The 25,088-nt window shown below is 65.5% G+C and carries 19 protein-coding genes and 7 tRNA genes; 18 read left to right on the forward strand and 8 right to left on the reverse strand.

Features of this window, described 5'->3' with window-relative positions; genetic code table 11:
- The first annotated feature begins 116 nt into the window (after positions 1-116).
- The 3 genes from rpoC (at position 117) to DESPIGER_RS05485 (ending at position 7,476) form a co-directional block, all read left to right on the forward strand.
- A complete protein-coding gene (gene rpoC, locus DESPIGER_RS05475; protein ID WP_072334098.1) occupies positions 117-4,286 on the forward strand; it encodes a DNA-directed RNA polymerase subunit beta' in 4,170 nt (1,389 codons plus the stop codon).
- A 657-nt stretch (positions 4,287-4,943) separates the two neighbouring features.
- Positions 4,944-5,867 (forward strand): respiratory nitrate reductase subunit gamma, encoded by a 924-nt coding sequence (locus DESPIGER_RS05480; RefSeq protein ID WP_072334101.1) that lies wholly within the window; start codon positions 4,944-4,946, stop codon positions 5,865-5,867.
- Between the two features lie 10 nt (positions 5,868-5,877).
- Entirely contained in the window at positions 5,878-7,476 is a 1,599-nt protein-coding gene (locus tag DESPIGER_RS05485) for a (Fe-S)-binding protein (RefSeq protein ID WP_072334104.1), read from the forward strand.
- Positions 7,477-7,993: 517 nt separating this feature from the next.
- Here DESPIGER_RS05485 and DESPIGER_RS05490 read toward each other — a convergent pair.
- From DESPIGER_RS05490 to rsfS, 4 genes are all read right to left on the reverse strand, one after another.
- Positions 7,994-9,409 (reverse strand): mannose-1-phosphate guanylyltransferase/mannose-6-phosphate isomerase, encoded by a 1,416-nt coding sequence (locus tag DESPIGER_RS05490; RefSeq protein WP_072334107.1) that lies wholly within the window; start codon positions 9,407-9,409, stop codon positions 7,994-7,996.
- A 98-nt stretch (positions 9,410-9,507) separates the two neighbouring features.
- Positions 9,508-9,750 carry a hypothetical protein gene (locus tag DESPIGER_RS05495; RefSeq protein WP_072334109.1) on the reverse strand — a complete coding sequence of 81 codons (243 nt, stop codon included), beginning with the start codon at positions 9,748-9,750 and terminating at the stop codon, positions 9,508-9,510.
- Positions 9,740-11,275: a 2,3-bisphosphoglycerate-independent phosphoglycerate mutase gene (gene gpmI / locus DESPIGER_RS05500; RefSeq protein ID WP_072334112.1), complete on the reverse strand. Its 1,536-nt coding sequence runs from the start codon at positions 11,273-11,275 to the stop codon at positions 9,740-9,742. Before gpmI ends, DESPIGER_RS05495 begins: the two co-directional genes overlap by 11 nt.
- Positions 11,272-11,664, reverse strand: coding sequence for a ribosome silencing factor (rsfS, locus tag DESPIGER_RS05505; protein ID WP_072334115.1), 393 nt, complete (start codon positions 11,662-11,664; stop codon positions 11,272-11,274). Before rsfS ends, gpmI begins: the two co-directional genes overlap by 4 nt.
- 192 nt (positions 11,665-11,856) lie before the next feature.
- Here rsfS and DESPIGER_RS05510 point away from each other — a divergent pair, with 192 nt between their 5' ends.
- The 9 genes from DESPIGER_RS05510 to DESPIGER_RS05550 all read left to right on the forward strand — a co-directional run bounded on the left by DESPIGER_RS05510 (position 11,857) and on the right by DESPIGER_RS05550 (position 14,835).
- Positions 11,857-13,161, forward strand: coding sequence for a phenylacetate--CoA ligase family protein (locus tag DESPIGER_RS05510; RefSeq protein WP_072334117.1), 1,305 nt, complete (start codon positions 11,857-11,859; stop codon positions 13,159-13,161).
- A 107-nt stretch (positions 13,162-13,268) separates the two neighbouring features.
- Positions 13,269-13,343 (forward strand) — tRNA-Gly (locus DESPIGER_RS05515).
- 8 nt (positions 13,344-13,351) lie between these two features.
- Positions 13,352-13,426, forward strand: a tRNA-Cys gene (locus tag DESPIGER_RS05520).
- Between the two features lie 32 nt (positions 13,427-13,458).
- Positions 13,459-13,533 (forward strand) — tRNA-Gly (locus DESPIGER_RS05525).
- Between the two features lie 8 nt (positions 13,534-13,541).
- Positions 13,542-13,616: transfer RNA gene (locus tag DESPIGER_RS05530), tRNA-Cys, on the forward strand.
- Between the two features lie 30 nt (positions 13,617-13,646).
- Positions 13,647-13,721: transfer RNA gene (locus tag DESPIGER_RS05535), tRNA-Gly, on the forward strand.
- 19 nt (positions 13,722-13,740) lie between these two features.
- A tRNA-Gly gene (locus DESPIGER_RS05540) sits at positions 13,741-13,815 on the forward strand.
- Between the two features lie 58 nt (positions 13,816-13,873).
- Positions 13,874-13,948 (forward strand) — tRNA-Gly (locus tag DESPIGER_RS05545).
- Positions 13,949-14,181: 233 nt separating this feature from the next.
- The gene (locus DESPIGER_RS05550) at positions 14,182-14,835 is read left to right on the forward strand and encodes a GntR family transcriptional regulator (RefSeq protein ID WP_072334120.1); all 654 of its coding nucleotides are present in this window, start codon (positions 14,182-14,184) and stop codon (positions 14,833-14,835) included.
- A gap of 376 nt (positions 14,836-15,211) precedes the next feature.
- Here the strand turns inward: DESPIGER_RS05550 and queE are convergent, their stop codons facing one another.
- The 3 genes from queE to DESPIGER_RS05565 form a co-directional block, all read right to left on the reverse strand.
- Positions 15,212-15,889, reverse strand: a complete 678-nt coding sequence (gene queE, locus DESPIGER_RS05555; RefSeq protein WP_072337565.1) for a 7-carboxy-7-deazaguanine synthase QueE — start codon at positions 15,887-15,889, stop codon at positions 15,212-15,214.
- On the reverse strand, positions 15,889-16,305 hold the full coding sequence (locus DESPIGER_RS05560) for a 6-pyruvoyl trahydropterin synthase family protein (RefSeq protein WP_072334123.1): 417 nt from the start codon (positions 16,303-16,305) through the stop codon (positions 15,889-15,891). Before DESPIGER_RS05560 ends, queE begins: the two co-directional genes overlap by 1 nt.
- 238 nt (positions 16,306-16,543) lie before the next feature.
- Complete coding sequence (locus DESPIGER_RS05565; protein WP_072334127.1) at positions 16,544-17,125, reverse strand: manganese efflux pump MntP family protein; 582 nt, start codon at positions 17,123-17,125, stop codon at positions 16,544-16,546.
- A gap of 260 nt (positions 17,126-17,385) precedes the next feature.
- Between DESPIGER_RS05565 and DESPIGER_RS05570 the strand changes: the two genes are divergently transcribed.
- The gene (locus DESPIGER_RS05570) at positions 17,386-18,321 is read left to right on the forward strand and encodes a hypothetical protein (RefSeq protein ID WP_072334130.1); all 936 of its coding nucleotides are present in this window, start codon (positions 17,386-17,388) and stop codon (positions 18,319-18,321) included.
- Positions 18,322-18,392: 71 nt separating this feature from the next.
- A complete protein-coding gene (locus DESPIGER_RS05575; protein ID WP_072334133.1) occupies positions 18,393-18,887 on the forward strand; it encodes a hypothetical protein in 495 nt (164 codons plus the stop codon).
- Between the two features lie 351 nt (positions 18,888-19,238).
- Here DESPIGER_RS05575 and DESPIGER_RS05580 read toward each other — a convergent pair whose 3' ends face one another.
- A complete protein-coding gene (locus DESPIGER_RS05580) occupies positions 19,239-21,740 on the reverse strand; it encodes a tetratricopeptide repeat protein (RefSeq protein ID WP_072334136.1) in 2,502 nt (833 codons plus the stop codon).
- 144 nt (positions 21,741-21,884) lie between these two features.
- Between DESPIGER_RS05580 and DESPIGER_RS05585 the strand changes: the two genes are divergently transcribed.
- The 4 genes from DESPIGER_RS05585 to DESPIGER_RS05600 all read left to right on the forward strand — a co-directional run bounded on the left by DESPIGER_RS05585 (position 21,885) and on the right by DESPIGER_RS05600 (position 24,968).
- Positions 21,885-22,508 carry an MBL fold metallo-hydrolase gene (locus DESPIGER_RS05585; protein WP_072334140.1) on the forward strand — a complete coding sequence of 208 codons (624 nt, stop codon included), beginning with the start codon at positions 21,885-21,887 and terminating at the stop codon, positions 22,506-22,508.
- Positions 22,508-23,095: a flavodoxin family protein gene (locus DESPIGER_RS05590; protein WP_231927644.1), complete on the forward strand. Its 588-nt coding sequence runs from the start codon at positions 22,508-22,510 to the stop codon at positions 23,093-23,095. Before DESPIGER_RS05585 ends, DESPIGER_RS05590 begins: the two co-directional genes overlap by 1 nt.
- A complete protein-coding gene (locus tag DESPIGER_RS05595) occupies positions 23,095-23,901 on the forward strand; it encodes a ComF family protein (RefSeq protein ID WP_173783304.1) in 807 nt (268 codons plus the stop codon). Before DESPIGER_RS05590 ends, DESPIGER_RS05595 begins: the two co-directional genes overlap by 1 nt.
- 80 nt (positions 23,902-23,981) lie before the next feature.
- Positions 23,982-24,968: a DUF4198 domain-containing protein gene (locus tag DESPIGER_RS05600; RefSeq protein WP_072334146.1), complete on the forward strand. Its 987-nt coding sequence runs from the start codon at positions 23,982-23,984 to the stop codon at positions 24,966-24,968.
- Positions 24,969-25,088 lie beyond the last annotated feature (120 nt).

The raw sequence follows: 25,088 nt of genomic DNA on the forward strand, positions 1-25,088 counted from the left end.
TGGATGCGCCGGGCATCACGCCAGCGCGCGGTGCCCGGCCGCGCCATTCCCCGGGACGGAGCGTCAACCATACGCCACAACGACTGTAACGAGCTTTTGACAAGCAAGGTAGATATATGAGCCTGGACGATCTCTTCACTGCACGCGGCACGTCGGCCAATGTGACCAACATCCGCAACCTGAAAGCCATCCAGATTTCCATCGCCTCGCCCGAAGCCATCCGCGAATGGTCCTACGGTGAGGTCAAGAAACCGGAAACCATCAACTACCGTACCTTCAAGCCGGAGCGCGACGGCCTGTTCTGCGCCAAGATCTTCGGCCCCGTGAAGGACTACGAGTGCAACTGCGGCAAGTACAAGCGCATGAAGCACCGCGGCATCGTCTGCGAAAAGTGCGGCGTTGAAGTCATTGCCTCCAAGGTGCGCCGCGAGCGCATGGGCCACATCGAACTGGCCGCGCCCGTGGCCCACATCTGGTTCCTCAAGACCCTGCCCTCCAAGATCGGTACCCTGCTCGACATGACCATGGCCGATCTGGAAAAGGTCCTGTACTTCGATTCCTACATCGTGCTCGATCCCGGCCAGACCAATCTGCAGCGCCGCCAGGTCATCTCTGAAGACCAGTACCTGCAGATCCTGGACCACTACGGCACCGAAGACGCCCTGACCGTGGGCATGGGCGCCGAGGCCGTGCGCTCCCTTCTGGAAGAGCTGGATCTGGAAAAGCTGCGCACCGAACTGCGCGAAGAAAGCGAGACCACCAAGAGCCAGACCAAGAAGAAGAAGCTCACCAAGCGCCTGAAGATCGTCGAGGCCTTCCTGGAGTCCAACAACAAGCCCGAATGGATGATCATGGAAGTCATTCCCGTCATCCCGCCGGAGCTGCGTCCCCTGGTGCCCCTGGACGGCGGCCGTTTCGCCACCTCCGACCTCAACGACCTGTACCGCCGCGTCATCAACCGCAACAACCGTCTGAAGCGCCTCATCGAACTGGGCGCTCCCGACATCATCATCCGCAACGAAAAGCGCATGTTGCAGGAAGCCGTGGACGCCCTGTTCGACAACGGCCGCCGCGGTCGCGCCATCGCCGGTACCAACGGTCGTCCGCTCAAGTCCCTGTCCGACATGATCAAGGGCAAGCAGGGCCGCTTCCGCCAGAACCTGCTGGGCAAGCGCGTGGACTACTCCGGCCGTTCCGTCATCACCGTGGGCCCCTACCTCAAGCTGCACCAGTGCGGCCTGCCCAAGAAGATGGCCCTGGAGCTGTTCAAGCCCTTCATCTATTCGGAGCTGGAAAAGCGCGGCTACGCCTCCACCATCAAGAGCGCCAAGAAGATGGTGGAGCGTGAGGAGCTGGTGGTCTGGGACATCCTCTCGGAAGTGGTGCGCGAATACCCCATCATGCTCAACCGTGCCCCTACCCTGCACCGCCTGGGCATCCAGGCCTTTGAGCCCCTGCTGGTGGAAGGCAAGGCCATCCGTCTGCATCCCCTGGTCTGCTCGGCCTACAACGCCGACTTCGACGGTGACCAGATGGCCGTGCACATCCCGCTTTCCGTGGAAGCGCAGATCGAATGCCGCGTGCTCATGATGAGCACCAACAACATCCTCTCGCCCGCCAACGGCGGTCCTGTCATCGTGCCTTCCCAGGACATCGTTCTGGGCCTGTACTACATGACCTCCGAGCGCAGCTTCGAGAAGGGCGAGGGCATGACCTTCTGCGGTCCCTGGGAAGTGGAGGCCGCCTATGACGCCGATGCCGTGTCCCTGCACGCCCGCATCAACGTGCGCATGCCCGACGGCAAGAAGTACCGCACCACGCCCGGCCGCGTGCTGGTGAGCAACATCCTGCCCAAGGAAATGTCCTTCGAGAACGTCAACCTGGTGCTGACCAAGAAGATGATCGCCAAGCTGGTGGAAAACTGCTATCGCCAGTGCGGCATCAAGGCCACGGTCATCCTCTGCGACAATCTGAAGAACATGGGTTATGAGTTCGCTACCCGCGCCGGTGTCAGTATCGGTGTGAAGGACCTCATCATCCCGGCCCGCAAGAAGGACATCCTGGCCGCTTCCCAGGCCGAGGTGGACGACATCGAACGCCAGTACCGCGACGGTATCATCACCCGTACCGAAAAGTACAACAAGGTCGTCGATGTGTGGACCAAGGCCACCCAGGACGTCTCCACGGAAATGATCAAGGAGATCTCGTACGATATCCTGAAGGATCCCAAGACCGGCCGTGAAGAGAAGAACCAGAGCTTCAACTCCATCTTCATGATGTCCACCTCCGGTGCCCGAGGCAACCAGGACCAGATGCGCCAGCTGGCCGGTATGCGCGGTCTGATGGCCAAGCCTTCCGGTGAGATCATCGAAACGCCCATCACCTCGTCCTTCCGCGAAGGCCTGTCGGTGCTGCAGTACTTCACCTCCACCCACGGCGCCCGCAAGGGTCTGGCCGACACCGCCCTGAAGACGGCCAACTCCGGTTACCTGACCCGCCGTCTGGTGGACGTGGTGCAGGACGTGATCGTCTCCGAACACGACTGCGGCACGGTGGACGGCATCGAGCTGACCCACCTGCGCGAAGGCGGCGACATCAAGACCCCGGTGTGGGAACGCGCCATGGGCCGTGTGCTGCTCTACCCCGTCTACGATCCCGAAGACGCGGAAAAGGTGCTGCTGCCCGAGAACACCCTCATCGACGAGGCCGAGGCCGCTGTGCTGCGTGAACACGGCGTCAGCTCCATCACGGTGCGCTCGCCCCTCACCTGCCAGGCCGAGCGCGGCATCTGCGCCCTGTGCTACGGCCGCGACCTGGCCCGCGGGCACCTGGTCAACACCGGCGAGACCGTGGGCATCATCGCCGCCCAGTCCATCGGTGAACCCGGCACCCAGCTGACCATGCGTACCTTCCACATCGGCGGTACCGCATCCAGCACCATCGAAAAGAACAAGTTCGAAGCCCAGAACACCGGCCGCGTCATCCTCAACCGCGTGCGCGCCGTCACCAACCGCGACGGCATCCAGCTGGTGCTGGGCAAGAGCGGCCAGCTGACCATCGTGGATCCGCAGGGCCGCGAACGCGAAAAGTACATCCTGCCCAACGGCGCCCGCCTGCATGTGACCGACGGTCAGGAAGTGACCAAGGGCACCGTGCTGGCCGAGTGGGACCCCTTCAACGAACCCTTCGTGTCCGAGGAAGAGGGCATCATCCGCTTCACCGACATCGTGGACGGCAAGACCGTGCAGGAAAAGGTGGACGACGTGACGCGTCAGGCCTCCCTGACCATCATGGAATACCGCACCACCAACTACCGCCCGTCCATCTCGGTCTGCGACGAGAACGGTAACGTCAAGCAGCGTCCGCACAGCGTGGCGTCCGCCGTGTACAGCCTGCCCGTGGGCTCCATCATCATGGTCAAGGACGGCGAGGCCATCCAGGCCGGCGACATCATCGCCCGCAAGCCCCGCGAAACGTCCAAGACCAAGGACATCGTGGGTGGTCTTCCCCGCGTGGCCGAGCTCTTCGAAGTCCGCAAGCCCAAGGACATGGCCGTGGTCTCCGAGATCTCCGGCACCGTGTCCTACGCCGGCGAATCCAAGGGCAAGCGCAAGCTTGTGGTGACCCCCGAGATCGGTGACGCCAAGGAATACCTGGTGCCCAAGGGCAAGCACATCACCGTGGCCGACGGCGACTTTGTGGAAGCCGGCGATCCGCTGACCGAAGGTTCGCCCGAGCTGCACGACATCCTGCGCACCCGCGGTGAAAAGTACCTGGCCCGCTACCTCGTGGACGAGATCCAGGAAGTGTACCGCTTCCAGGGCGTGGGCATCGACGACAAGCACATCGAAGTCATCGTGCGCCAGATGCTCAAGAAGGTCACCGTGCTGGATTCCGGCGGCACCAGCTTCCTGGTGGGCGAGCAGGTGGACAAGGCCGAGTTCAAGGCCGAGAACCACAAGGCCATCATCGAAGGCCGCCAGCCCGCCACCGCCGAACCGCTGGTGCTGGGCATCACCCAGGCCTCGCTGACCACCTCGTCCTTCATCTCGGCGGCTTCCTTCCAGGAAACCACCAAGGTGCTCACCGAGGCTTCCCTCAAGGGCAAGATGGACTACCTGCGCGGCCTCAAGGAAAACGTCATCGTGGGCCGTCTCATCCCCGCCGGGACGGGCTATCGCGAATATGTCCACGGCGACATCACCGTGCCCGACCAGAAGGAACGCCCGGACAAGTTCCTGGAGGATCTGGAAGAGAACCCCGTGCTGGTGGATCTGGGCCAGTAGGCCTTCCCCCCGCTTCCTATCAGGGCGACCGTCATTGGCGGTCGCCCTTTTTTTCCGCCCGCTGCGCGCCCGTCATGGCGGCCCGTGCCCGCAGCCGTCTCCGCCGCCTTCCGGCCCCCTGCCGCGCCCTCCCCCGGGGACGGCCTGCCGGCGGCGCTGGCCGCCCCGTCTGCCGCAAAATGCGGGGCGCCCCTTCCCACCTTTCTTTTTGTGATTAATTCCTGATAAGAGAGAAAGGACTCCTTCCGGCAAAACCGGGAGGGCCTGCCGGCAAAGACGCATCCCCCTCCGCCGGAGCCGCCGTGCCATGCAAAGGAGGTCAAAAAATTTTTCATGCGCCGAAAAAGGCTTCGTTTACTGCAACACAATAAAATAATTGTATAAATTAAAAAACATAGCCAAGACGGAGTATTTTGGGAATCTGCGTGCCATCTTTGCAATTCTTGCATTTTACGGTAGAAGGCAGGAATTGTTCCGCGCCTGAGACCAGGCGGCGGCGGATCATGCCCCGGCACGGTCCGCCCCGACGGCTCCCGGCGCATCGTTCTGGAGAGGTTGGTTCCTGGTGCGCAGCACCTCTTGCTCATGACCGGATCTGGCTCGGCCATGCGCAGAAACCACGATGCCGCAGGCATCTCGACTCATGGGAGAAAACGCATGACAACTCTGTTCTACATCCTGGCCTACCTTGCAGTAATCGGCTTTGTGGCGACTGCCGCCATCAAGGTGAAAGGCTACCTGGCTGCCAGCCCCCTGCACGCCCGCTGGGAGCTCTACCCCGTGCCGCATGAAGGCCCCAAAGGCTCCTATGGCGGCAGCTTCATGGAAGAGACCGACTGGTGGACCAAGCCCCGTCACGTGGACCACCTGGGCGACATCAAGGCCCTGCTGGAAGAAGTGCTCTTCCTGCACGCCACCTTCACCCACAACCTCAAGCTGTGGTTCCGCACCTACCCCTTCCACCTGGGCCTGTACATGCTGATGGGCGGCACCATCATCCTGGTCATCGCCGCCTTCCTGCGCCTGTTCGGCATGAACCCTGACGGCGGCTTCCTGACCTTCGTGCACAACGTCATCAATGCCATCAGCCTGCTGGGCATGTTCGGCATCATCGGTGGCGGCATCGGCCTGATCTGCCGCCGCCTGCACGACGAAGGCCTGCGCAAGTACACCACCCCCGAACACTTCTTCAACCTGGGCGTGTTCATCGTCTTCGCCCTGGTGGGTCTGGTGGCCTGGGCCTTCAATCCTTCCTTCGCCCGCCTGTCCGGTGACTTCATCTACAACCTGCTCACCTTCAACTTTGCCGAGATCAACAGCAGCACCTTCATGCTGCACATGCTGCTGGGCTTCTTCGTGCTGATCTGGATCCCCATGACCCACATGGGCCACCTGATCTTCAAGTACTTCACCTACCATGACATCCGCTGGGGCGACACCCCCACCGATTTCAGCCAGAAGAACAACGAAAAGATGAAGCAGGCCCTGCAGTTCAAGGTGAGCTGGGCTGCCGACCACATCAACGGTCAGGGCACCAAGACCTGGCTGGACATCGCTACCGAATCCCCCAAGAAGGACTAGGGAGTACATCATGAAAGATACGCTGCGTTTGACTGATATTTCCACGGCCGAAGGCCAGATGGTCAGCATCGACCTCAAGGACATCCCCGATGTGGAAGGCCTTGACCTCGTCAAGATGCCCTGGAAGCCCGTTACCGACGAGCAGAAGGCCAAGGTGGCCTGCATCCTGGACGAAGTCTGCGTGCTGAACATCCCCAAGCCCCAGACCCCCCAGGAAGAAGAAGAGCTGGTCAACCGTTTCCTGGACGGCATGCGCAAACTGTTCAGCAAGGAGAACAACTGGACCTTCCTGCCCATGCTGGAAACCAGCATGGACTACTGCGCCCAGTGCAACTCCTGTTCCGACGCCTGCCATCTGTACGAGATGTCCGGCCACAACGAGATGTACCGCCCCAACTTCCGCTCCGAGATCTTCCGCCGCATCTACAAGCAGTATGTGAAGAAGGAGCCTCTGGCCAAATGGCGTTACGGTGACATGGGCCTGAACTGGAAGACCGTTGCCCGCCTGGGCGAACTGGCCTACCGCTGCAACCTCTGCCGCCGCTGCGCCCAGACCTGCCCCATCGGCGTGGACAACGGCCTCATCGCCCGCGAGATCCGCAAGCTGTTCAGCCAGGAACTGGGCTTCTCGCCCCGCGAGCTGCATGAAAAGGGCACCATCAACCAGATGAAGGTGGGCTCCTCCACCGGCATGACCCCCGATGTGGTGAAGGAAAACGTGGAGTTCATCGACGAGGACTACACCGAAATCACCGGCGTGGGCATCCACACCCCCTTCGACGTGAAGGGCGCCGACATCCTGCTGATCCACAACGCCGGCGAAGTCATGGCCTGGCCCGAGAACATCGCCAGCTTCTCCCTGATCTTCCAGGAAGCCGGCCTGTCCTGGACCCTGTCCAGCAAGGCTGTGGCCTATGACGGCGTGAACTACGGCGTGTTCTACGACGATGCCCAGACCGCCCGCATCGCCCTGCAGCACATGCAGGCCGCCAAGGAACTGGGCGTCAAGAAGATCGTCATCGGTGAATGCGGCCACGCCCACAAGGCCATGACCGTCATCGCCGACCGCGTCATCCCCTACGAATACCAGGTGCCCCGCGAATCCTGCTACGTGACCCTGCGCGACATCGTCATGTCCGGCCGCCTGAAGCTGGATCCCTCGCGCAACAACTTCCCCGTCACCCTGCACGACCCCTGCAACGCCGTGCGCCTGATGGGCATCGTGCAGCCCCAGCGCGAGATCCTGCACAAGATCGCCCCGCAGTTCCGCGAAATGCCCTGCCACGGCGTGGACAACTACTGCTGCGGCGGTGGTTCCGGCTTCGCCATCATGACCCGTCAGAACATCGACGAATGGCGCGGCAACATCTCCGGCCGTAAAAAGATGTGGCAGATCGCCCAGGCCTTCAAGGACTGCCTTGGCCCCGAGACCAAGAAGTACATCTGCGCTCCCTGCTCCAACTGCAAGGGCCAGATCCGTGAAATGCTGGAACACAGCGACCTGTACACCAAGAACAGCTTCGCCTACGGCGGCCTGGTGGAACTGATCGTCAACGCCATGGTCAACGTCAATCCCGGCTTCATCAAGTGGGAAGGCGACGAAGAGTAATCTTCAACCATTGCAGCCTTTTGGGGGGAGCAGTCATGCTTCCCCTTTTTTTGTGCCCGCAGAACGGGAGAAGCGGCACCACCTCCGCCGGCAGCAGCGTTTTCCCTGTGCCCCGCGCGGGGGAGGCTTCCCTGTGATGCGCCAAAGGTGCGTCCTCCCCCTCGCACTCCCCTCCTCTCCCAAAAACGTTCTTCCGGGTCTGCCCCTCTGTCCCGCGGTTGCCTTGTGCCACCTGGAAAGCCCCTGGACGATCGGAAGAACACATCCGGCGCCCTCGCCATCCACGGCTGCGGACCATGTCATGCAGCGCACATACAGGGATCGCGAGGAGCCGCCGGTCATCTGCCCGGATCCCTGCTCCTGAAGGCATCATCAAAATCATCCGTCATGCGTTTTTTCATTCTCACGTCGTGGCACGCCCCGCTAACGCCCCGAACTAACCCCATAATAGAAAAGGCCGCGGGATGTTTTCCCGCAGCCTTTCTCTGTATTACCGGTCCTTCCGTTGTGTCAGGGCTCATCCACGGCCGTAACGGTCGTCGAACCGTTCGATATCGTCTTCTCCCAGGTAATCCCCGGTCTGGACCTCCACGATCTCCAGCGGCTGCGCCGAAGCATTGCTCAGACGGTGCATGGTCTTCTGGGGGATGTAGACAGACTGGTCCACATGCAGGTGCATCTCTTCGTCCCCCACGCGCACCAGGCCTTCCCCGGCAATGACGACCCAGTGCTCGGCCCGCTGCCGGTGCCGTTGCAGGGAAAGCGCGGCACCGGGATTGACCTGGATGCGCTTGACCTGGAAACGCTCGCCCAGGGCCAGGGTCTCATACCAGCCCCAGGGCCGGTAGACGCGCAGATGGATATCCTGCTCGTGGCGCCCCTGGGCGGCAAGACGGGCCACCAGGGCCTTGACCTCCTGGCTGCGGGCCCTGTCGGCCACCAGGATGGCATCGCCGGTCTCCACCACCACAAGATCCTCCACCCCCAGGGTCGTCACCAGGCGGCTGGCGGCATGGATGTAACATCCCCGGCTGTCCTGGGCCAGCACGTCGCCCACGCAGGCATTGCCTTCCGCATCCCTGGCGCTGTTCTCGTAAACGGCTTCCCACGAGCCCAGATCGCTCCAGCGGCACGGCAGCGGCACCATGGCCACACGGGCGCTTTTTTCCATCAGGGCATAGTCCACAGAGTCGGAGGGGCAGCGGGCAAAGGATTCGCCATGCAGGCGGATGAAGTCGTAATCGGTCCGGCGCAGGGCCCAGGCCTTGCGCACCGCGGCCATGATGGCCGGTGCCTGGACCTCCAGCTCGGCCAGGTACTGGGAGGCACGGAACACGAACATGCCGCTGTTCCAGAAATAGCCGCCCTGCGCCAGCATGGCTTCGGCAGCCTCCCGCGCGGGCTTTTCCACAAAACGGCGGACAGCGAAACCGGAGGCCAGGGCATCGCCCTTTTCGATATAGCCGTAGCCGGTCTCGGGCCGGTCGGGCGTGACGCCGAAGGTGACCAGGGCCCCTTCGCGGGCGCAGTCCACCGCCCGGCTGACAGCGGCGGCAAAGGCCGGCAGATCTTCCAGCACATGGTCCGAAGGCAGGACCAGCAGGACAGGGTCGCCGTCTTCCACATCGCAGGCGGCCGTCACGGCCAGGGCGGCAGCGGCGATGGCCGGTGCCGTATTGCGCGGTTCCGGTTCCAGCAGGATCCGGCCCTCCAGGCCCTGCCGCTGCAAGGCAGCAGCGGCCAGGAAGCGCTGCTCCTCATTGCAGATGACCACGGGCGCGGCCAGACCGGGCAGCGCGGCCAGGCGCTGCAGCGTGTCCCCGAACAGCGTATGACCGCCCAGGTCCATGAATTGCTTGGGATATTTACGGCGTGACAGGGGCCACAGGCGTGTGCCGGCGCCCCCGCAGAGGATGACGGGACAGATCTTCATGTCGTTTGCTCGCTGTGGTTGGAAGCGTGGATGGGAAGAGCCGCATCACCAGCAGAGGAAACGGCCGGAGGGATGCCCCTCCGGCCGGATGTCGATGCTTACAGATAGTCGGGATCGGCAGCGGCCTTGCCGTTGGCCAGCATGATGCGCACGTAATGCAGGCCGTGCTCGTCCACCGGGATGATGGGGAACTGCTTGCCGCAGCCGTCGCAGCGCACGTTGCGCGGCTCCACCGGATTGACCAGCGGCACATGGCGCAGGCAGTGGGGACAGCGGTAGAAGAACAGCAGCTCCATACCGTCAGGCGCCACGGGTTCCAGGGGTCTCTGGCTACCGGACATGGACTTCCTCCACCAGCGGCGTCCCTGTCATGACATCGGGCCGGGCGATGCCCCACATGCGCAGCAGGGTCGGGGCCACATCGGCCAGCTTGCCGTCATGCAGGCGCCATTCCCTGCCGGAGGCGTCCAGCAGGATGCAGGGCACGGGATTGGTGGTGTGGGCGGTCTGGGGCCTGCCCTGTCCGTCCTTCATGACCTCGCAGTTGCCGTGATCGGCGATGAGCAGCATCCGTCCTTTGCGGGCCTCCACGGCAGCCGCCATGCGGCCCACGCATTCGTCCACCACGGTGCAGGCTTCCACAGCGGCGGAAAGCACGCCCGTATGGCCCACCATGTCGCCATTGGCCAGATTGCAGACCACCAGATCGTACTGGCCGCTCTGCCAGGCTTCCACGAACTTGTCCGTGACCTCGCGGGCGCTCATGGCCGGTTTCTGGTCATAGGTCTGCACATCGCGCGGCGAAGGCACGAGGATGCGGTCTTCCAGCGGCAGGGGCTCTTCCACCCCGCCGTTGAAGAAATAGGTGACGTGCGCGTATTTTTCCGTTTCGGCCAGACGCAGCTGGTGCATGCCCTGCCGCGAGACCACCTCGCCCAGGCCCATGCTCACGGATTCCTTGGGAAAGGCCACCGGCAGGGGAAAGTGGGCGTCATAGGCCGTCATGGAGGCCACGGCGGCCAGCTGCGGCACCCGGCCCCGCTCGAATCCGGTGAAGTCCGCATCCACGAACGCCTGGGAAAGCTCGCGCATGCGGTCGGCGCGGAAATTGAAGAAGAACAGGCCGTCGCCGTCCTGCAGGGTGGAGGCGTCCCCGCCTTCCAGCAGCACGGGCTTGATGAATTCGTCGCTGACGCCCTCGGCATAGGAGTCTTCCACAGCCTGGACGGCATCCGCGGCATGGCGGCCCTTGCCGTGGACCATGAGGTCCCAGACCTCGGACACGCGCTCCCAGCGCTTGTCGCGGTCCATGGCGTAGAAGCGCCCCGCCAGGCTGGCCACGCGCACATCCTTCATGGGGACGATCTGTTCCAGGAGGCTGCGCACATAGGAGGCGCCGCTCCGGGGCGGGGTGTCGCGCCCGTCCATGAAGCAGTGGATGCGCACCGGCACCCCGGCGGCAAAGGCCATGGCGCACAGGGCCACCAGATGGTTGATGTGGCTGTGCACGCCGCCGTCGGAGAGCAGGCCCGCCAGATGCAGGCGGCCGCCGCTGCGGCGCGTTTTTTCCAGCACGTCCAGCAGCACGGGGTTGTGGAGCAGGGAGCCGTCCTCAAGGGCCAGGTCGATGCGCGTCATGTCCTGATAGACGATGCGTCCCGCGCCGATGTTGAGGTGCCCCACCTCGGAGTTGCCCATATAGCCGGCAGGCAGGCCCACTTCGCGCCCAGAGGCGGCCAGGCGGCTGTGCGGACAGCGCGCCGTCAGGTCATCCAGATGGGGCGTGGCCGCCACCCAGGGGGCATTGCCTTCCCCTTTGTCCGCCAGGCCCCAGCCGTCAAGGATGAGCAACAGGGTGGGGGTCATGCACGGGGCTCCTTGTTGAGGGCAGCGGCGGCCGCGCCCCACAGGCTTTCCAGCTGGTAGAGGTCGCGCACGGACTGCTGGAAGATATTGACCACGATGTCGTTGCAGTCCACCAGGATCCACTGGCCGGTGGTGTAGCCTTCCATACGCAGATATTCGAAGTTCCGCTCATGGCACAGGGCGGAAACACCGTCGGCCAGGCTCTGGGCATGACGCACGGACGTGGCGCTGGCCACCAGCAGGGCGTCCGTGAAGGCCCCCTGGCCGGCAAGGTCGATCCCGGTCACGTCCACGGCCTTGTGTTCCTCAAGCCATGCCCTGATGACGGCCATTTTTTCCGCCGTGGGCAGTTCCGAATATTTTTTGGGGGTAGAGATAAGGTTTTGCATGCCCCTCCCATACCCCAAAGCGTACCCGAGGGCAACAATCCCGCCGGGGCCGGAGACGCCGGAGCCTTGCGCGCGGCATAAAAAAAGCCATTGCATTGCAATATGTTATCCATGTTTTTCAAGGAGATATCTTGACCTTGGGGGGCTTTTGCGTCATCCATTATACTACTCAGGATTTCAAGGAGAGATGCCGTGATTTTCAACATCGAGAAAGAAACGCTGCCCCGCGAGGATATCGAAGCCCTGCAACTGCGCCGCCTGCAAAATCTTTGTGCCCGTGTCTATGCCAATGTGCCCTTCTACCGCAAACGCTTTGACGAGAGCGGCATCAAACCCGGCGACATCAAGAGCCTGGCCGATCTGAAGAACCTGCCCTTCACCGAAAAGCAGGACCTGCGCAACTATTACCCCTTCGGCCTGTTCGCCGTGCCCCGTGACAACATCGTCCGCCTGCACGCCTCCAGCGGCACCACCGGCAAGGCCGTGGTGGTGGGCTATACCGCCCGCGACCTGCACAACTGGGCCGAACTGGCCGGCCGCAGCCTGTCCGCCGCCGGCGTCAACCAGACGGACATCGTGCACGTGGCCTACGGCTACGGCCTGTTCACCGGCGGCCTGGGCGCCCACGGCGGGGCCGAGCGCATCGGCGCCACGGTGGTCCCGGCCTCGGGGGGCGCCACGCGCCGCCAGGCCTACCTGCTGCGCGATTTCGGCGCCACGGCCCTGTGCTGTACGCCTTCGTACGCCCTGCACCTGTGGGAGGCCGGCCAGGAAGTGGGCATCGACTTCCGCGACCTGCCCCTGCGCACCGGCGTGTTCGGCGCCGAACCCTGGACCGAGGAGATGCGCCAGGACATCGAGCAGAAAATGGGCATCAACGCCCTGAACATCTACGGCCTTTCCGAAGTCATGGGCCCCGGCGTGGCCATGGAATGCGTGGAATCCAAATACGGCATGCACCTGTGGGAAGACCACTTCCTGCCCGAGATCATCGACCCCGTCACCGGTGAGCAGCTTCCCGAGGGCGAGGTGGGCGAACTGGTCATCACCACCCTCACCAAGGAAGGCATCCCGCTGATCCGCTACCGCACCCGCGACCTCACCAGCCTGGACTACACCCCCTGCCGCTGCGGCCGCACCCATGTGCGCCTGACCCGCATCCGGGGCCGCAGCGACGACATGCTCATCATCCGCGGCGTCAACGTGTTCCCGCAGCAGATCGAGGCCCTGCTCATGGAAAACCAGAACCTGAGCCCCAACTACCAGATCATCGTGGACCGCGTGAACAACCTGGACACCCTGGAAGTCCAGGTGGAGATGAACGAGACCCTCTTCGCCGACGAGATCCGCAAGCTGCAGAGCCTGGAAAGCACCATCCAGAAGAACATCAAGGAATTCCTGGGCGTCACCACCAAGGTGCGCCTTATGGAGCCGCATTCCATCCAGCGCTCCGAAGGCAAGGCCAAGCGCATCATCGACAAGCGGCCTACGGAATAACTCCTTTAAAAGCAGTGCCTTGGGAAATACCCTTTTTATTTTCCGGCAAAATGGAAAAAGCTGCTTGACAGAAAGGGGGTCTCTAGCGTAGAACCCTCTTTCGTTGAGCGGGAGTAACTCAGTGGTAGAGTGCAACCTTGCCAAGGTTGAAGTCGCGGGTTCAAATCCCGTCTCCCGCTCCAACAGATGAGGCGACATAGCCAAGTGGTAAGGCAGAGGTCTGCAAAACCTCCATTCTCCAGTTCAAATCTGGATGTCGCCTCCAAAAAACGATCGGTGGATATGCCGTGCGTATGCGCGGGAGTAACTCAGTGGTAGAGTGCAACCTTGCCAAGGTTGAAGTCGCGGGTTCAAATCCCGTCTCCCGCTCCACAACATAAGGCGACATAGCCAAGTGGTAAGGCAGAGGTCTGCAAAACCTCCATTCTCCAGTTCAAATCTGGATGTCGCCTCCATAAAAAACGATCGCGATATACCGTATGCATGCGGGAGTAACTCAGTGGTAGAGTGCAACCTTGCCAAGGTTGAAGTCGCGGGTTCAAATCCCGTCTCCCGCTCCATAAAAAACTGCCCTTCCGGGCGGGAATAACTCAACGGTAGAGTGTCAGCTTCCCAAGCTGAAGGTTGCGGGTTCAAGTCCCGTTTCCCGCTCCAAAAGCCGACACGGACTTTTCTGAAGTCCTTATCCATAGCGGATCGTTCCGCATCCCGCGCGGGAGTAACTCAGTGGTAGAGTGCAACCTTGCCAAGGTTGAAGTCGCGGGTTCAAATCCCGTCTCCCGCTCCAGCCATTCCGGGGGCTTTCTCTTTGGGGAAAGCCCCTTTTTTCGTACCCGGACGTGCCCTCCCCGCCTGTGATCCCCTGTTGCAGGCCGCCCGAAAGACCACACCCTTCCGTGCGGGGCCGCAAAAACCCGTGTCATGCGGGCGGGTTCCCTCCCTTTTTCGCCCTCCAGGGGGCCATTTGACATAATTTTATAAATTATTTATCAAAATATGTACCTTACAGAAGGAGTTTCCATGAGTACTGCTTCTACCATCAAATCGCTGGCGGCCTACGATTTGATCCGTGACATGATCCTGTCCGGCGAGGCCCTGCCCGGCACCCGTCTCGTCCTTGTGGATCTGGAAAAAAAGCTCGGCGTGGGGCGCGGTCCCATCCGGGATGCCCTCATGCGTCTGGACAAGTCCGGCCTGGTCCAGAACATCCCCTACAAGGGGGCCATCGTCATGATGCCGCCCTCCTCCAAGGAGATCGAGCACATCTTCAACCTGCGCATACAGGTGGAGTGTGCCCTGGCCAGGGAGGCCATGCACCAGGCGACCGCCGAGGACATGCACAGGCTGGAGCAGCTGGCCGGCGACCTGGCCGATACCCGTGATGCCGACTTTTTCTTCCACAAGGACAGGGACTTCCACCTGCAGCTCTATTCCCTTTCGCGCATGCATCATCTGCTGGCCGTAGACAGCCACCTGCTGGACTATGTGGAAGGTTTCCTCAATACCCGCCGCTACTCCCCCGAAGACATCTCGCTCTTCATCCAGCAGCACAAGGACATCCTCAGCGCCATGCGGGAGAAGGACGATGACAAACTCATGGAAGCCATGCGCCGCAATATCCTGGTGGGCCTCGAGCTCATGCAGGACGAGATGAAGCGCCTGAAGCGCCACTAGCCGCACGCCGCCGCACACAGCAAGCCACCTCCGGGTGGCTTTTTTCGTTCCGCGGGCAGGAAGGTGTTCCCCTCCTTGCCCAGGTGGCGAGCACCGTGGCTGGACGCCACGAAGGACGCGCGCCTCGCCGGATACGCGGCTGTGGGCATGGATGCCCCGCATGATCCTTGCCCCGTCTCTCCGGCAAAACGCTGCCAGCCCCCTGCGCCGGAGACAGGGCAGAACCCGCTGGCCTGATGCCCGCCTCTCCCGGCAGCCTCCCGGCGGGGAAAGCAGCCGGGCGCCCGTGCAACGCTCGCGCCGCCACGGAAAAAGGCGACATGCCGACGCACGCCGCCTTTCACATCCCTTGTGTTCTTATCTGTAGCGCAGGGTATCAGCGCAGCTCCAGATATTTGTGCACCTGCACGCTCACACGCCACTGACGGGCAAAGGCCGCCTCCACGCACAAGCGTGTGGCTTCCTTCCCCTGGCTCACGGGCTGCAGCCAGACCAGTTCCGTCAGCGGCCGGGCCGCCGCCCTGCGGGCCGCTGCCAGCGCCTGTTCGAAACGGACCAGGTCCTCGGCCGTGTCCACGGGGAACTTGATCTCGCCGGCCCGTTCCCAGGCATCCTGACGCACGTCCAGCCCGCCGGGCATGCCCAGCTTGGGGCTCAGGGTCACCCAGACCGCCGCATGGCAGCGGATGGGCATGGTACCGCTGGTCTCGATCTGCACACGAAAGCCCTCCGCCACCAGCCGCGAGGTCAGCTCCGTGAGGTCATGGCGGCAGGGCTCGCCGCCGGTCAGCACCACATGGCGCGGCCCGGCCTGCCGGATGGCCGCCAGCAGGGCGGCGGGCTCCACGTCGGCATAGCCCGCTCCCGGCCCCTGTTTGGCACGCACGGCGGCAAAGTCCAGCGTCGCGCCGTCCAGGCGGGCGGCATACTGCGTATCGCACCACGGGCAGGCCACCGGGCAGCCCTGGAAACGGACGAACACGGCGGGCGTCCCGGCAAAGGCGGCCTCGCCCTGCAGGGTGACGAAAAATTCGTTGACCGCCAGGGTCCGCATCACAGGCTCCAGCGCGCCCTGCACTTGGCGGTCTCCTCCACCTCCACGGCCACCAGACGGGCCCCGGTGCCTTCCAGCTGCGCCGGGCCCACCACTTCGCCCAGGTAGCGGGCCATGTTCTCGGCGGACGGATTGCAGGGCAGGACGCTCACCGAAGGATCCAGCGCCCGCAGGCCCTCCAGCAGGGGGTCCTTGTCCCAGACCAGGAAGCGGTGATCCCAGTGGTCTTCCAGCCACCGGCACAGGCGCTCCTTGACCACCTGGAAGTCCAGCACGCGGCCCAGGGCGTCCAGCTCGTCGGCGGTGCAGGTGAAATGGATACGGTAATTATGCCCGTGCAGGCGGGCGCAGTGGGATTCGTGGCCGCAGATGCGGTGCCCCACGGAAATGTCATGATAACGGCAGATACTGATCATCGTCTCCTCTCAACGCTCCGGCACGCCGGACGGCGTCGTCCATGTGCGGCACGGGCGGGTTCCGGGCCTCCGGCACTATAGGGCATCTTGACGCGGCTCGGCAACTCTCCCGGCAGGGCCCGGGCAGAGGGCCGCGCGCGGCGCGCTCCCGCCGCAGGGGCATGGGCCTGCCGCTCCCATGCGGGAAAAGCGCTCCCCTCCTCCGCGACATGCAGAGGCGGAGGGAAGGCGCCCCCGCCTAAAAGACGCCGCTCTCGTGCAGGATGTTCAGACCGATGCCCAGCAGCACCACGCCGCCCAGCACTTCGGCCCAGCCGTTGAGCATGGGCAGCGAAGACAGCTTTTTGCCCAGGAAGAGCCCGCAGGCCGAAATGCAGGCACAGACCACCCCGATGAGGCAGGAAGGCAGGAAGGCATTGGTATCCGTCATGGCAAAGGTCAGGCCCACGGCCAGGGCATCGATGCTGGTGGCCACGGCCAGAAGGAGCAGGTTCCAGCCGGCGGTGGGGTCGCTCCGGGGGCAGGCGACAGGTTCGGCCTTGCGCAGGCCGCCGATGCCGGAGCGCAGCATGTTGCCGCCGATCCATGCCAGCAGCACGAACGCCAGCCAGTGGTCCCAGGCTTCGATGAAATGGTGCACCGACTGTCCCAGGAACCAACCCAGCACCGGCATGAAGAACTGGAAAAAGCCAAAGGCCGCGCTGACCCGGACATACTGGCGCAGACGTATTTCGCGGATGGCGCATCCCGAGGCCAGCGCCACGGCAAAAGCATCCATGGACAGGGCCACGGCCAGCAGAAAAACAGTAAAGAACGACATGGAGCATCCCGCAGGTTGACGGAGGTGAAACAGACGAGTCATACCCCAAGCGCACGGCGGCGGCAAGCCTCCCGGCGGGCCTCCCCCGGCACGGCAGCGGACGGAGGACGGGGGGCCGCCCGGCAAAGGCCCGGCGCCATCACCCGGCCGCGCGGCAGGTCTCCCGTCCGGCGCGTGCCGCGGGAGACGACGGGGACGTGCGGGCCCTCCTCTTGCGGCCCGCACGGGCAACGCTTATATAGCGGGCAGGAGAGTGACCCATGCAAACGACTTTCATCCTCATATACTGGCTGGGCAACCTGCAGGCCCTGCTCGCGCAGACGGCCCAGGCCCTGCCCTTCCTCATCCTCATGACCCTGCTGGCCGGCCGCAGGGGCAACGCGGCCCTGTGCCTCTGGGGCGGCCGCCAGCTTCTGCGCCTGGGCCTGCTCTGTGCCGCCGTGGCCCTGCCCCTGTTCCCGCTCATGCTCCTGCCGGAGGCCCTGCGGCGACCGCAGATGCCTCCCCTGGCCGATCTCCTGGTCCAGCCCGCCATCGTGGCCCTGCTGGCCTGGCTGCCGGCCACCCTGCTGCTCTGGGCCCTGCTGCGCGCCTCCCGGCACTGGCCCGACACCGCGGACCCGGGCATCACGGCCTATCGCACCGGCGACCTGCGCCTGACGCTCTGGGGCTGCCTGCTGGCCCTGCTGCTCTTCCTTCTGGGCAGCCTGCTGTCCACGGGCCTGCTGCTGGACCCGCCGCAGGGCATGCAACGCAGCGATTTCATCCTGCTCCAGATCCGCCAGGGCCTGCATCTGCTCTTCCGCTACCTCTCGCTGGCGGGCGGCGCTGCCCTGCTCCGGCTCTGGCAGCTGCGCCACCAGCGGCCGCTGACGGACGACAGGACGTTCAGCCTGGCCGTCCGCTGGTGCGCCGTCTGGGCCGTGGTGGGCTACCTGCCCTCCATCATCGACCTCTGGAGCACCCTGCTGGCCGCCCTGCTGCGCAGTCTGCACAGCGGCATCCCCTTCGACATCCTGCCCCAGATGCACGCCCTTGTCCTCTCGGTGCTGGCGGCCCTGGCCATCATCGGCTGGAGCGTCTTCCTGTACCGGCCCCTGAAGGCCCGCAGCCTCGTGCTGCAACTCCTGCCCTGGGGCTTCCTCATCATCCGCATGGCCGTGCCGTTCGCCCAGCTGCAACTGACGCGGCCCTGACCCCGCTTGCCCCCGGCCCTGCCGCGGGCTATGCTGGCGGGGACCCCTCATCCCACTCCAAAGGATCTGCCATGCGCCACATTCTTCTTGCTCTCGTGTTCCTGCTGGCCGCCGCCGTCAGTGCCCCGGCCGCCGAAAAGACCTTCAGCCAGTTCGCCGTGGACCTGCCCGACGGCTGGACCAGCGATGAACGTCCCGGTTTCCAGAGCGGCCACCCGGACGAGTACATGCTCCTGCTGGGCAAACGCGGCGAGGAAGCCGTGGAGGCCCACATCAGCATCTTCATCCTGCCCAACAAGGACGGGATGGACGCCAGGACCTTCGCCTCCCGCATGCGCGAGATGCAGGACGCGCCCACCGAACTGCAGCAGGAAGGCACCATGTGGACCTTCCGCGGCACGCCCCGCAGCCGGGCCCTGGCCATGGAGACCCTGACCCGCGTCAGCGCCGATGATGCCCGCATCCTCATCATCATGGAACAGGACCCCGCCGGACTGGGCACGGCCAGGGTCGTGGACAGCCTGCGCGGCCTGACCCCGGCCAGCAAGGCCCTGCTGGGCCGCTAGCCTCCGCCCTTGCCGCAGCCATCCGGGCCATCCGCCATGCGGGTGGCCCTTTTTTTCATGCCCGCTTCCGGCAAAGCAAAAGGGAGGGCCCGCAGGCCCCCCCTCCACGATGCACGGCACGGATGATCCGTCCCCGCATCCTCTCCGCCGGACACACGAAGCGGAGAAATATCTTCCTGCCCTCCAGATGGCGGATGCCGCCCTCTTCGTTTCCTTCCCGCGTCCCGTTCGGAAGGAATGGCCTGGGGCCGCCGGCGGCGCCCCTGCCATGCGCAGGACGCGTCCCCGCCCGCACGGACACGGGGCGTGACGGTGCACGGGCTCCCTTCCCCGTCCTTCCGCGCCTTCCTGCTAGCCCACGGAGGCGTGCGCCTCGGCCAGGCTGGCTTCCTCTTCGCGGCCCAGAGCGCGCAGGGCCCGGGCCAGCACCTGCCAGCCTTCGGGCGTGTCGCGCAGGCCCACGCTCTTGCGGGCCAGCAGCTCGGCCATGGCCGGATCCTCGTCACCGTCCAGATACAGGCGGGCCAGCAAAAGCATGGCCGCCGCATCGAACGGATTGCGCAGCAGGGTATCGTGCAGCAGCTCGCGGGCCTCGCCGCCATGCCGCTGCCGGGCCGCGAGCCGGGCCAGATAGCGCCGGGCGAGGCTGGGCCGCTGTTCCCCGGCCTGCTCCGACTGCCTGTCCTCGATGGCGGCGGCCAGCTCGTAGAAGCGCCGGGCCTCGTTGCGGCGCCCGCCTTCCTCGCACAGCTGCCCCAGACGCAGATGGGCATAGACATGCTCCGGGGCGTCCTTGATGCATTCCCGGTAATAGCGGGCCGCGGAACGGCGCTCGCCCAGCTGCTGGCAGACCGTGCCCAGATTGTAATGGGTCTGGGCGATGCGCGCCTGGCGTTCCGGTCCGGCATCGCCCTTGTAGCGCAGGGCCTCCAGAAAGTGGCGCCGGGCCTCGTGATACCGGCCCAGGGCGGCCATGCAGACGCCCAGGGAATTGCGGGCCAGCACGTTTTCCGCATCGGCCAGCAGGGCCAGCTTGTATTCGTCGATGGCGCCGAAGACGTCCCCCAGCGCATAGCGGCGGTCCGCGCTGATGTTCAGGGCCAGGGAGTTGCACAGGCCCGCGCGCGGCGGGGGCAGCAGCTGGGCGTACTCCAGGGCCTTGAGGGCGCAGTCGGGCATCTCGCCCTTGCGGTAATGCAGGAAGGGATAGCCGGCAAGACCGGCCGAGACCGGCAGCCCGGCCGCTTCCAGGCGGGCGCACAGGGCCGTGTAGTGGGGCAGCAGGGCCTCGGCACTGCTGTCCGCATGGAAGAAGATCAGGGCATTGCTGCCGTACAGCCCGGCCAGAGGCTCTCCGGCGCACAGTTCGGGGATCTGCCGCCAGGCCGCGAGGCATTCGCCCAGGGCCGCTTCCTGCCGTGCGTCATGCGGGACATCCACCCGCACGATGGCCAGCACGAAACGCCCCGTGCGCTCTTTCTCCTGGGCGAAAAGATGCAAAAAATCCCCATGACCGTAGATGCCCGCGCAGGCGCCGTCCTCCAGCGCCGGGATGCGGGCGCGCCCTTCCCGCACGCTCCCGGCGGCGGGGGCCCCGTCCGGCTCCGTATCCGCCGCGGCGCTTCCTTCCTGCCCGGGCGTGCCGGGCACATCGGCGGCAGCGGCCCTGCCGCCCGGCGCATGAGGGAAAGCGGCAAGGGAGGGCACTTCCAGCAGGCTGAGCCTGTCACCGGCTTCCAGCGGCGCCGTGGCATCGGCCAGATGCACGGTCTCGGCCACGGAATGGAATTCCCGCACCTGCAGCAGCACCACTTCGCCCTTGTACGGATTGCCGGCCCCGTCCTGTCCCGAAGGGCCCCACACAGCGAAGCGCATGCCTTCCCGGGCCTTGGCCTGGGCCCCCAGGCCCACACGCACCCGACCCTGGGGCAGGGCCCGGAGCACGGTGCCGCCGTCCTGGAGGATGCGGGCAAAGGGCATGACGCGCGGCGCCCCGGGCTGGGAGGTCATGCGGGCCGCGAGCCGGGCGCGCTCCATGAGCATGCGGGCCTGCTCGAACATGGGCAGACGCAGTTCCGCGCCTTCCATGTCCTGCGGGTACACGGCATGACCGGCACTCAGGCGGGGACGTATGGTCCTGCCCGTCAGGGGCGCGGGCAGGGCGGCACCGGCCATGCGGGCCAGGGCGGCCTCGGCCGTCTTCTGGCAGGCGCTGCGGCCGCTCACCGAGGGCAGCAGCAGGGCCATGCCGAAGCGTCCCACGCGCGCGGCCACCACATCCGACGGCAGCTCCTCCCGCAGGGCTTCGGCCGCGCGGCGCATGAGCTCATCGGCGAAACGGAAGCCCATGCGGCCCACGATCTCGCGCCCGTTGGAAAAATGCAGCAGCACCAGGCCCATGCACAGCCGGTGCAGGGGCGAGTGTTCGCCGTCCCCCCGGGAAGGGTCCGCGAAGAGCTCGCGCACCCGGGCGGCCTCGTCTTCCATGGCGCCGTAGAGCACGTTCTCCGTGGCCAGGCCGGTCACGGCATCCACGCGCGTGGCCTTGACCCGGGCCAGCAGCTCCAGGCAAAGGCCGGCGATGGCGGGCAGCTGCGGCAGCAGGGCACGGGCATCCCGCACCTTGACGCCGTGCAGCATGAGCACGCCCAGCAGGCTCCCCTGCCGGTACAGGGGCAGGAGCAGGCGGCGTTCGCGCGGCAGCAGTTCCGGCTGGCGCGGCGCATGGGCGGTGGGGAAATACAGGGCATGGTGCGAACACTGGATGAACTTGCCCAGTTCCTGCATCAGGAGGGCGTCCATGTCCATGAGGTCCCTGCGGGTCAGGTCACAGGCGGAAGGAGCGGTATTCATGCCGCCAGTGTAGTTGTCCCCCTCCGTATTGTCTAGAAAAAATCAAGAAATGATGCCCGGGACATACCGCCCGGAGCGGGCTTGCCCCCCGCTCCCTCCTGCGCTACCAAGAAGAAAACCCCATCTCGCAAAAGGAAGGATCCCATGCCGTATTCCGTCTATCCTCTGGGGCCGCTGGAGACCAACAGCTATCTCGTCCACAAGGACGGTCAGGCCGTGGTCATCGATGCCGGCGGCGACCCCGCCCCCATCCTGCACGACCTGCGCGCCAAGGGCCTGACGCTGGCCGCCATCTGCCTCACGCACCGCCACTTCGACCATATGTACGGCGTGGCCACGCTGGTGAAAGAGACCGGCGCCCCGGTCTACTCCCCCGTCCACGATGCCTGCCTGATCGGCACGGAATCCTCCGACGGCGGCATCTGGGGCTTCCCGCCGGTGCCCGCCTTCGAGAGCCGTGACCTGCCCACGGGACAACAGGTCTTCGGCGGCATGGCCTGCACCGTGCTGGACACTCCCGGCCACACCCCCGGCGGTGTCTCCTACTACTTCCCGGACGAAAAGGCCGTCTTCACCGGCGACGCCCTCTTCTACCGTTCCCTGGGCCGCACGGACTTCCCCGGCGGCGATCACGACACCCTGCTGCGCTCCATCCGCAAGGTGCTCTTCGCCCTGCCGGAAGAAACGGCCGTCCTGCCCGGTCACGGCCCGGCCACCAGCATCGGCAACGAACGCCGCAACAACCCCTTCTGCGGGGACTTCGTCTGATGCGCATCCTTTCCCTGCTGGGCAGCCCCCGCGCCAACGGCACCACCCACACCGTGGCCCGCCTCATCGCCGGAGGGCTGTCCTGCGGCGGGGCGGTGGAGGAGATCGCCCTGCGGGAAAAGCACATCCGCCCCTGCCGGGGCTGCCAGAGCTGTGCCGCCGCGCCCCATGCCTGCCCGCTGGCACGGACGGACGATGCCGAGGCCGTCTTTGCGGCCATCGCCGCCGCGGACGTGGTCCTGTGGACATCGCCCGTCTATTTCTATGGCCTGCCCGCCCAGGCCAAGGCCCTGGTGGACCGCTCCCAGCGCATCTGGGCCGGGGTCGAGGCGGGCCGTCCCGCCGGGAAGGGACCCCTGGTGCTGGCGGCCCTGGCGGCGGCCCGTCCGCGCGGGGAGCAGCTCTTCACCGGCAGCCTGCTGGGCCTGAAATACTTTTTCGCCAGTTTCGGCGCCCGGATGGCGGATACCCGCACCCTGCGGGGCCTGTCCTGTCCCGGGGACCTGCTCTCCCGTCCCGACCTGTGCGCCGGTCTTGAGCGCTGGGGCCGGGACTGGGCCGCCCGCCTGGCGGAGGCCCGCCCGTGATGCCCGCCGGGCAGGATGCCGCCGGGGAGAGGGACCGGGACGCGTCGCCGCGGCGGCCCTTCCCCCTGATACGGCTGGCCCGGCTGCTGGGATTCACCGAGCACCGCTGCCCGGTCTGCGGCACGCCCGTGGACGCTGCCGGAAAGGATCTCTCCGGCCCGGAGGCCGGGATGCTGGCCCACGGGCTCTGCCCCGCCTGCGCCCGGGCCCTGCGCCCTTCCGGCGGGGGGCGCTGCCGGGCCTGCGGACTGCCCCTGCCCTGGCCCGCCGCCGGACAGCCGCTGCTGTGCGGGGACTGTCTGGCCTCGCCGCCGCCCTGGCAGGGACTGGCGCTGCACGGCCAGTACCGCGGGGCCCTGCGCCGGCTCATCCTGCGTTTCAAGCACGGCGGCAGGCCGTCCCTGGCCTTCCTGCTGGCCGGTCTGCTGCTGGATGCCGCGTCCTGTCTGCCCCTGCCCGACGCTGTGCTGGGCATCCCCCAGCATAAGGACCACCTGCGCCGGCGCGGCTACAACCAGGCACACGAGCTGGCCGTGGCGCTGGGGCTTATGCTCTCCCTCCCCGTCCGTCCCGGCCTGCTGCGGCGGCCGGCGGCCGTCCCGCACCAGACAGGGCTCACGGCCTCCCGGCGACGGCGCAACGCCGCCGGGACGTTCCGGGCCGACGGTGTCCGGGGGCTGCGCCTGTGGCTGGTGGACGACATCATCACCACCGGCAGCACCCTGCGGGCCGCCGGTGAAGAGCTGCGCCGTGCCGGGGCCGCGCGCGTGGACGTGCTGGCCCTGGCGCGCACGCCCCTGCCCTGAGCCCCCGGAAATGACGCATGACAAAAACGGGGAAAATTGCTACATCTTCCCTGTATTACCCATAAAATAAGGATTGAAGCATGTCACTGCCACGTGCCGCCCTGCTGGGCTGTATGCTGTCCCTGGCCGTCTCCCTGACCGTCCCCGCCCCGGCCCGCGCCGAAGTCACCCTGCTCATCCCCAGCCGTACCGTCATCGACGCTCCCGCCGCGAAGAAAGGAGCGGAAGGCCAGGCCGTCAAAGCGCCCGCCGCCAAGGAGGCCCGGAACGGGGAGAGCGGCACGGAAGCCCCCGCCGCGGCCGTCCCCGCGGACGGCGAGGACAAGGCCCAGGCGGCTGCCCAGCCCGCCCCGCCGCCGCTCGATGAGGAAGTGGACATGCTCATCAGCCTGATGCGTCCCCGGGAACATGCCGCCCAGCCCCTGGAGATGCCCCAGCTCTTCGCCGTGCTGCGGCATGATGCCGGGACACGCTTCGTCAACGGGACGCCCCAGCCCGAACGCCGCGACCTGCTGGGCGACATGGAAGAGAGCCTGTACCTGGATACCAGGGCCTGGGGCGCCAATGTGGCCATCGACCGGCCCGGCCTCTACCAGTTCATCACCGAGACCCGCCCGCGCCTCAATGCGGAACGACAGTGCTTCGAACAGCAGTACGTCAAGAGCATCCTGCCGGTCTGCGGCGTGGAAGACGGCTGGGACCGGCCTGCCGGACTGCGCCTGGAGATCCTGCCCCTGACCCGGCCTTTCGGCCTGACCGCGGGCAGCAGCTTCACGGGCAGGGCCCTGGGGCCTGACGGTCCCCTGGCCCATGCCCGCGTCTACATGGACCGTATCCGCACGGAAAAAAAGACAGGCCCCCTGCCCTGGCAGCATGACCTGGAAGCCCGCACCGGCGCCGACGGCCAGTTCACCTTCACCCCGGGCGCGCCCGGCTGGTGGTGCTGCGTGGTGGAGGTCCCCGGCCAGCCCCTCAAGGGGCCCGACGGCCAGCCCATGCCCCTGGTCCTGGGGAGCGTCCTCTGGCTGTATGTGGACGCGGCGGAGCAGCCCGACAAAAATCGCTAGGGCCGGGAAACACACTTTTTTTGACAGCTATTTCCCGTGATTATCCTCGGGAAGGCCCGGCCGTCCCTCCGGGAGAGCCCTGCGCCCCTTGCCTTTTTGACCAAGCCAGCTATAGTACAT

The sequence above is a fragment of the Desulfovibrio piger genome (assembly GCF_900116045.1).
Taxonomy (GTDB): domain Bacteria; phylum Desulfobacterota; class Desulfovibrionia; order Desulfovibrionales; family Desulfovibrionaceae; genus Desulfovibrio; species Desulfovibrio piger_A.

Coding starts and splice junctions, on each gene's coding strand:
- DESPIGER_RS05600 (WP_072334146.1), top strand. CDS start 23,982: ATGTCACTGCCACGTGCCGCCCTGCTGGGCTGTATGCTGTCCCTGGCC.
- DESPIGER_RS05495 (WP_072334109.1), bottom strand. CDS start 9,750: ATGTCCGGTAGCCAGAGACCCCTGGAACCCGTGGCGCCTGACGGTATG.
- DESPIGER_RS05560 (WP_072334123.1), bottom strand. CDS start 16,305: ATGATCAGTATCTGCCGTTATCATGACATTTCCGTGGGGCACCGCATC.
- DESPIGER_RS05590 (WP_231927644.1), top strand. CDS start 22,508: ATGCGCATCCTTTCCCTGCTGGGCAGCCCCCGCGCCAACGGCACCACC.
- DESPIGER_RS05575 (WP_072334133.1), top strand. CDS start 18,393: ATGCGCCACATTCTTCTTGCTCTCGTGTTCCTGCTGGCCGCCGCCGTC.
- DESPIGER_RS05550 (WP_072334120.1), top strand. CDS start 14,182: ATGAGTACTGCTTCTACCATCAAATCGCTGGCGGCCTACGATTTGATC.
- rpoC (WP_072334098.1), top strand. CDS start 117: ATGAGCCTGGACGATCTCTTCACTGCACGCGGCACGTCGGCCAATGTG.
- DESPIGER_RS05580 (WP_072334136.1), bottom strand. CDS start 21,740: ATGAATACCGCTCCTTCCGCCTGTGACCTGACCCGCAGGGACCTCATG.
- DESPIGER_RS05585 (WP_072334140.1), top strand. CDS start 21,885: ATGCCGTATTCCGTCTATCCTCTGGGGCCGCTGGAGACCAACAGCTAT.
- DESPIGER_RS05490 (WP_072334107.1), bottom strand. CDS start 9,409: ATGAAGATCTGTCCCGTCATCCTCTGCGGGGGCGCCGGCACACGCCTG.
- DESPIGER_RS05595 (WP_173783304.1), top strand. CDS start 23,095: ATGCCCGCCGGGCAGGATGCCGCCGGGGAGAGGGACCGGGACGCGTCG.
- DESPIGER_RS05565 (WP_072334127.1), bottom strand. CDS start 17,125: ATGTCGTTCTTTACTGTTTTTCTGCTGGCCGTGGCCCTGTCCATGGAT.
- DESPIGER_RS05480 (WP_072334101.1), top strand. CDS start 4,944: ATGACAACTCTGTTCTACATCCTGGCCTACCTTGCAGTAATCGGCTTT.
- queE (WP_072337565.1), bottom strand. CDS start 15,889: ATGCGGACCCTGGCGGTCAACGAATTTTTCGTCACCCTGCAGGGCGAG.
- gpmI (WP_072334112.1), bottom strand. CDS start 11,275: ATGACCCCCACCCTGTTGCTCATCCTTGACGGCTGGGGCCTGGCGGAC.
- rsfS (WP_072334115.1), bottom strand. CDS start 11,664: ATGCAAAACCTTATCTCTACCCCCAAAAAATATTCGGAACTGCCCACG.
- DESPIGER_RS05570 (WP_072334130.1), top strand. CDS start 17,386: ATGCAAACGACTTTCATCCTCATATACTGGCTGGGCAACCTGCAGGCC.
- DESPIGER_RS05485 (WP_072334104.1), top strand. CDS start 5,878: ATGAAAGATACGCTGCGTTTGACTGATATTTCCACGGCCGAAGGCCAG.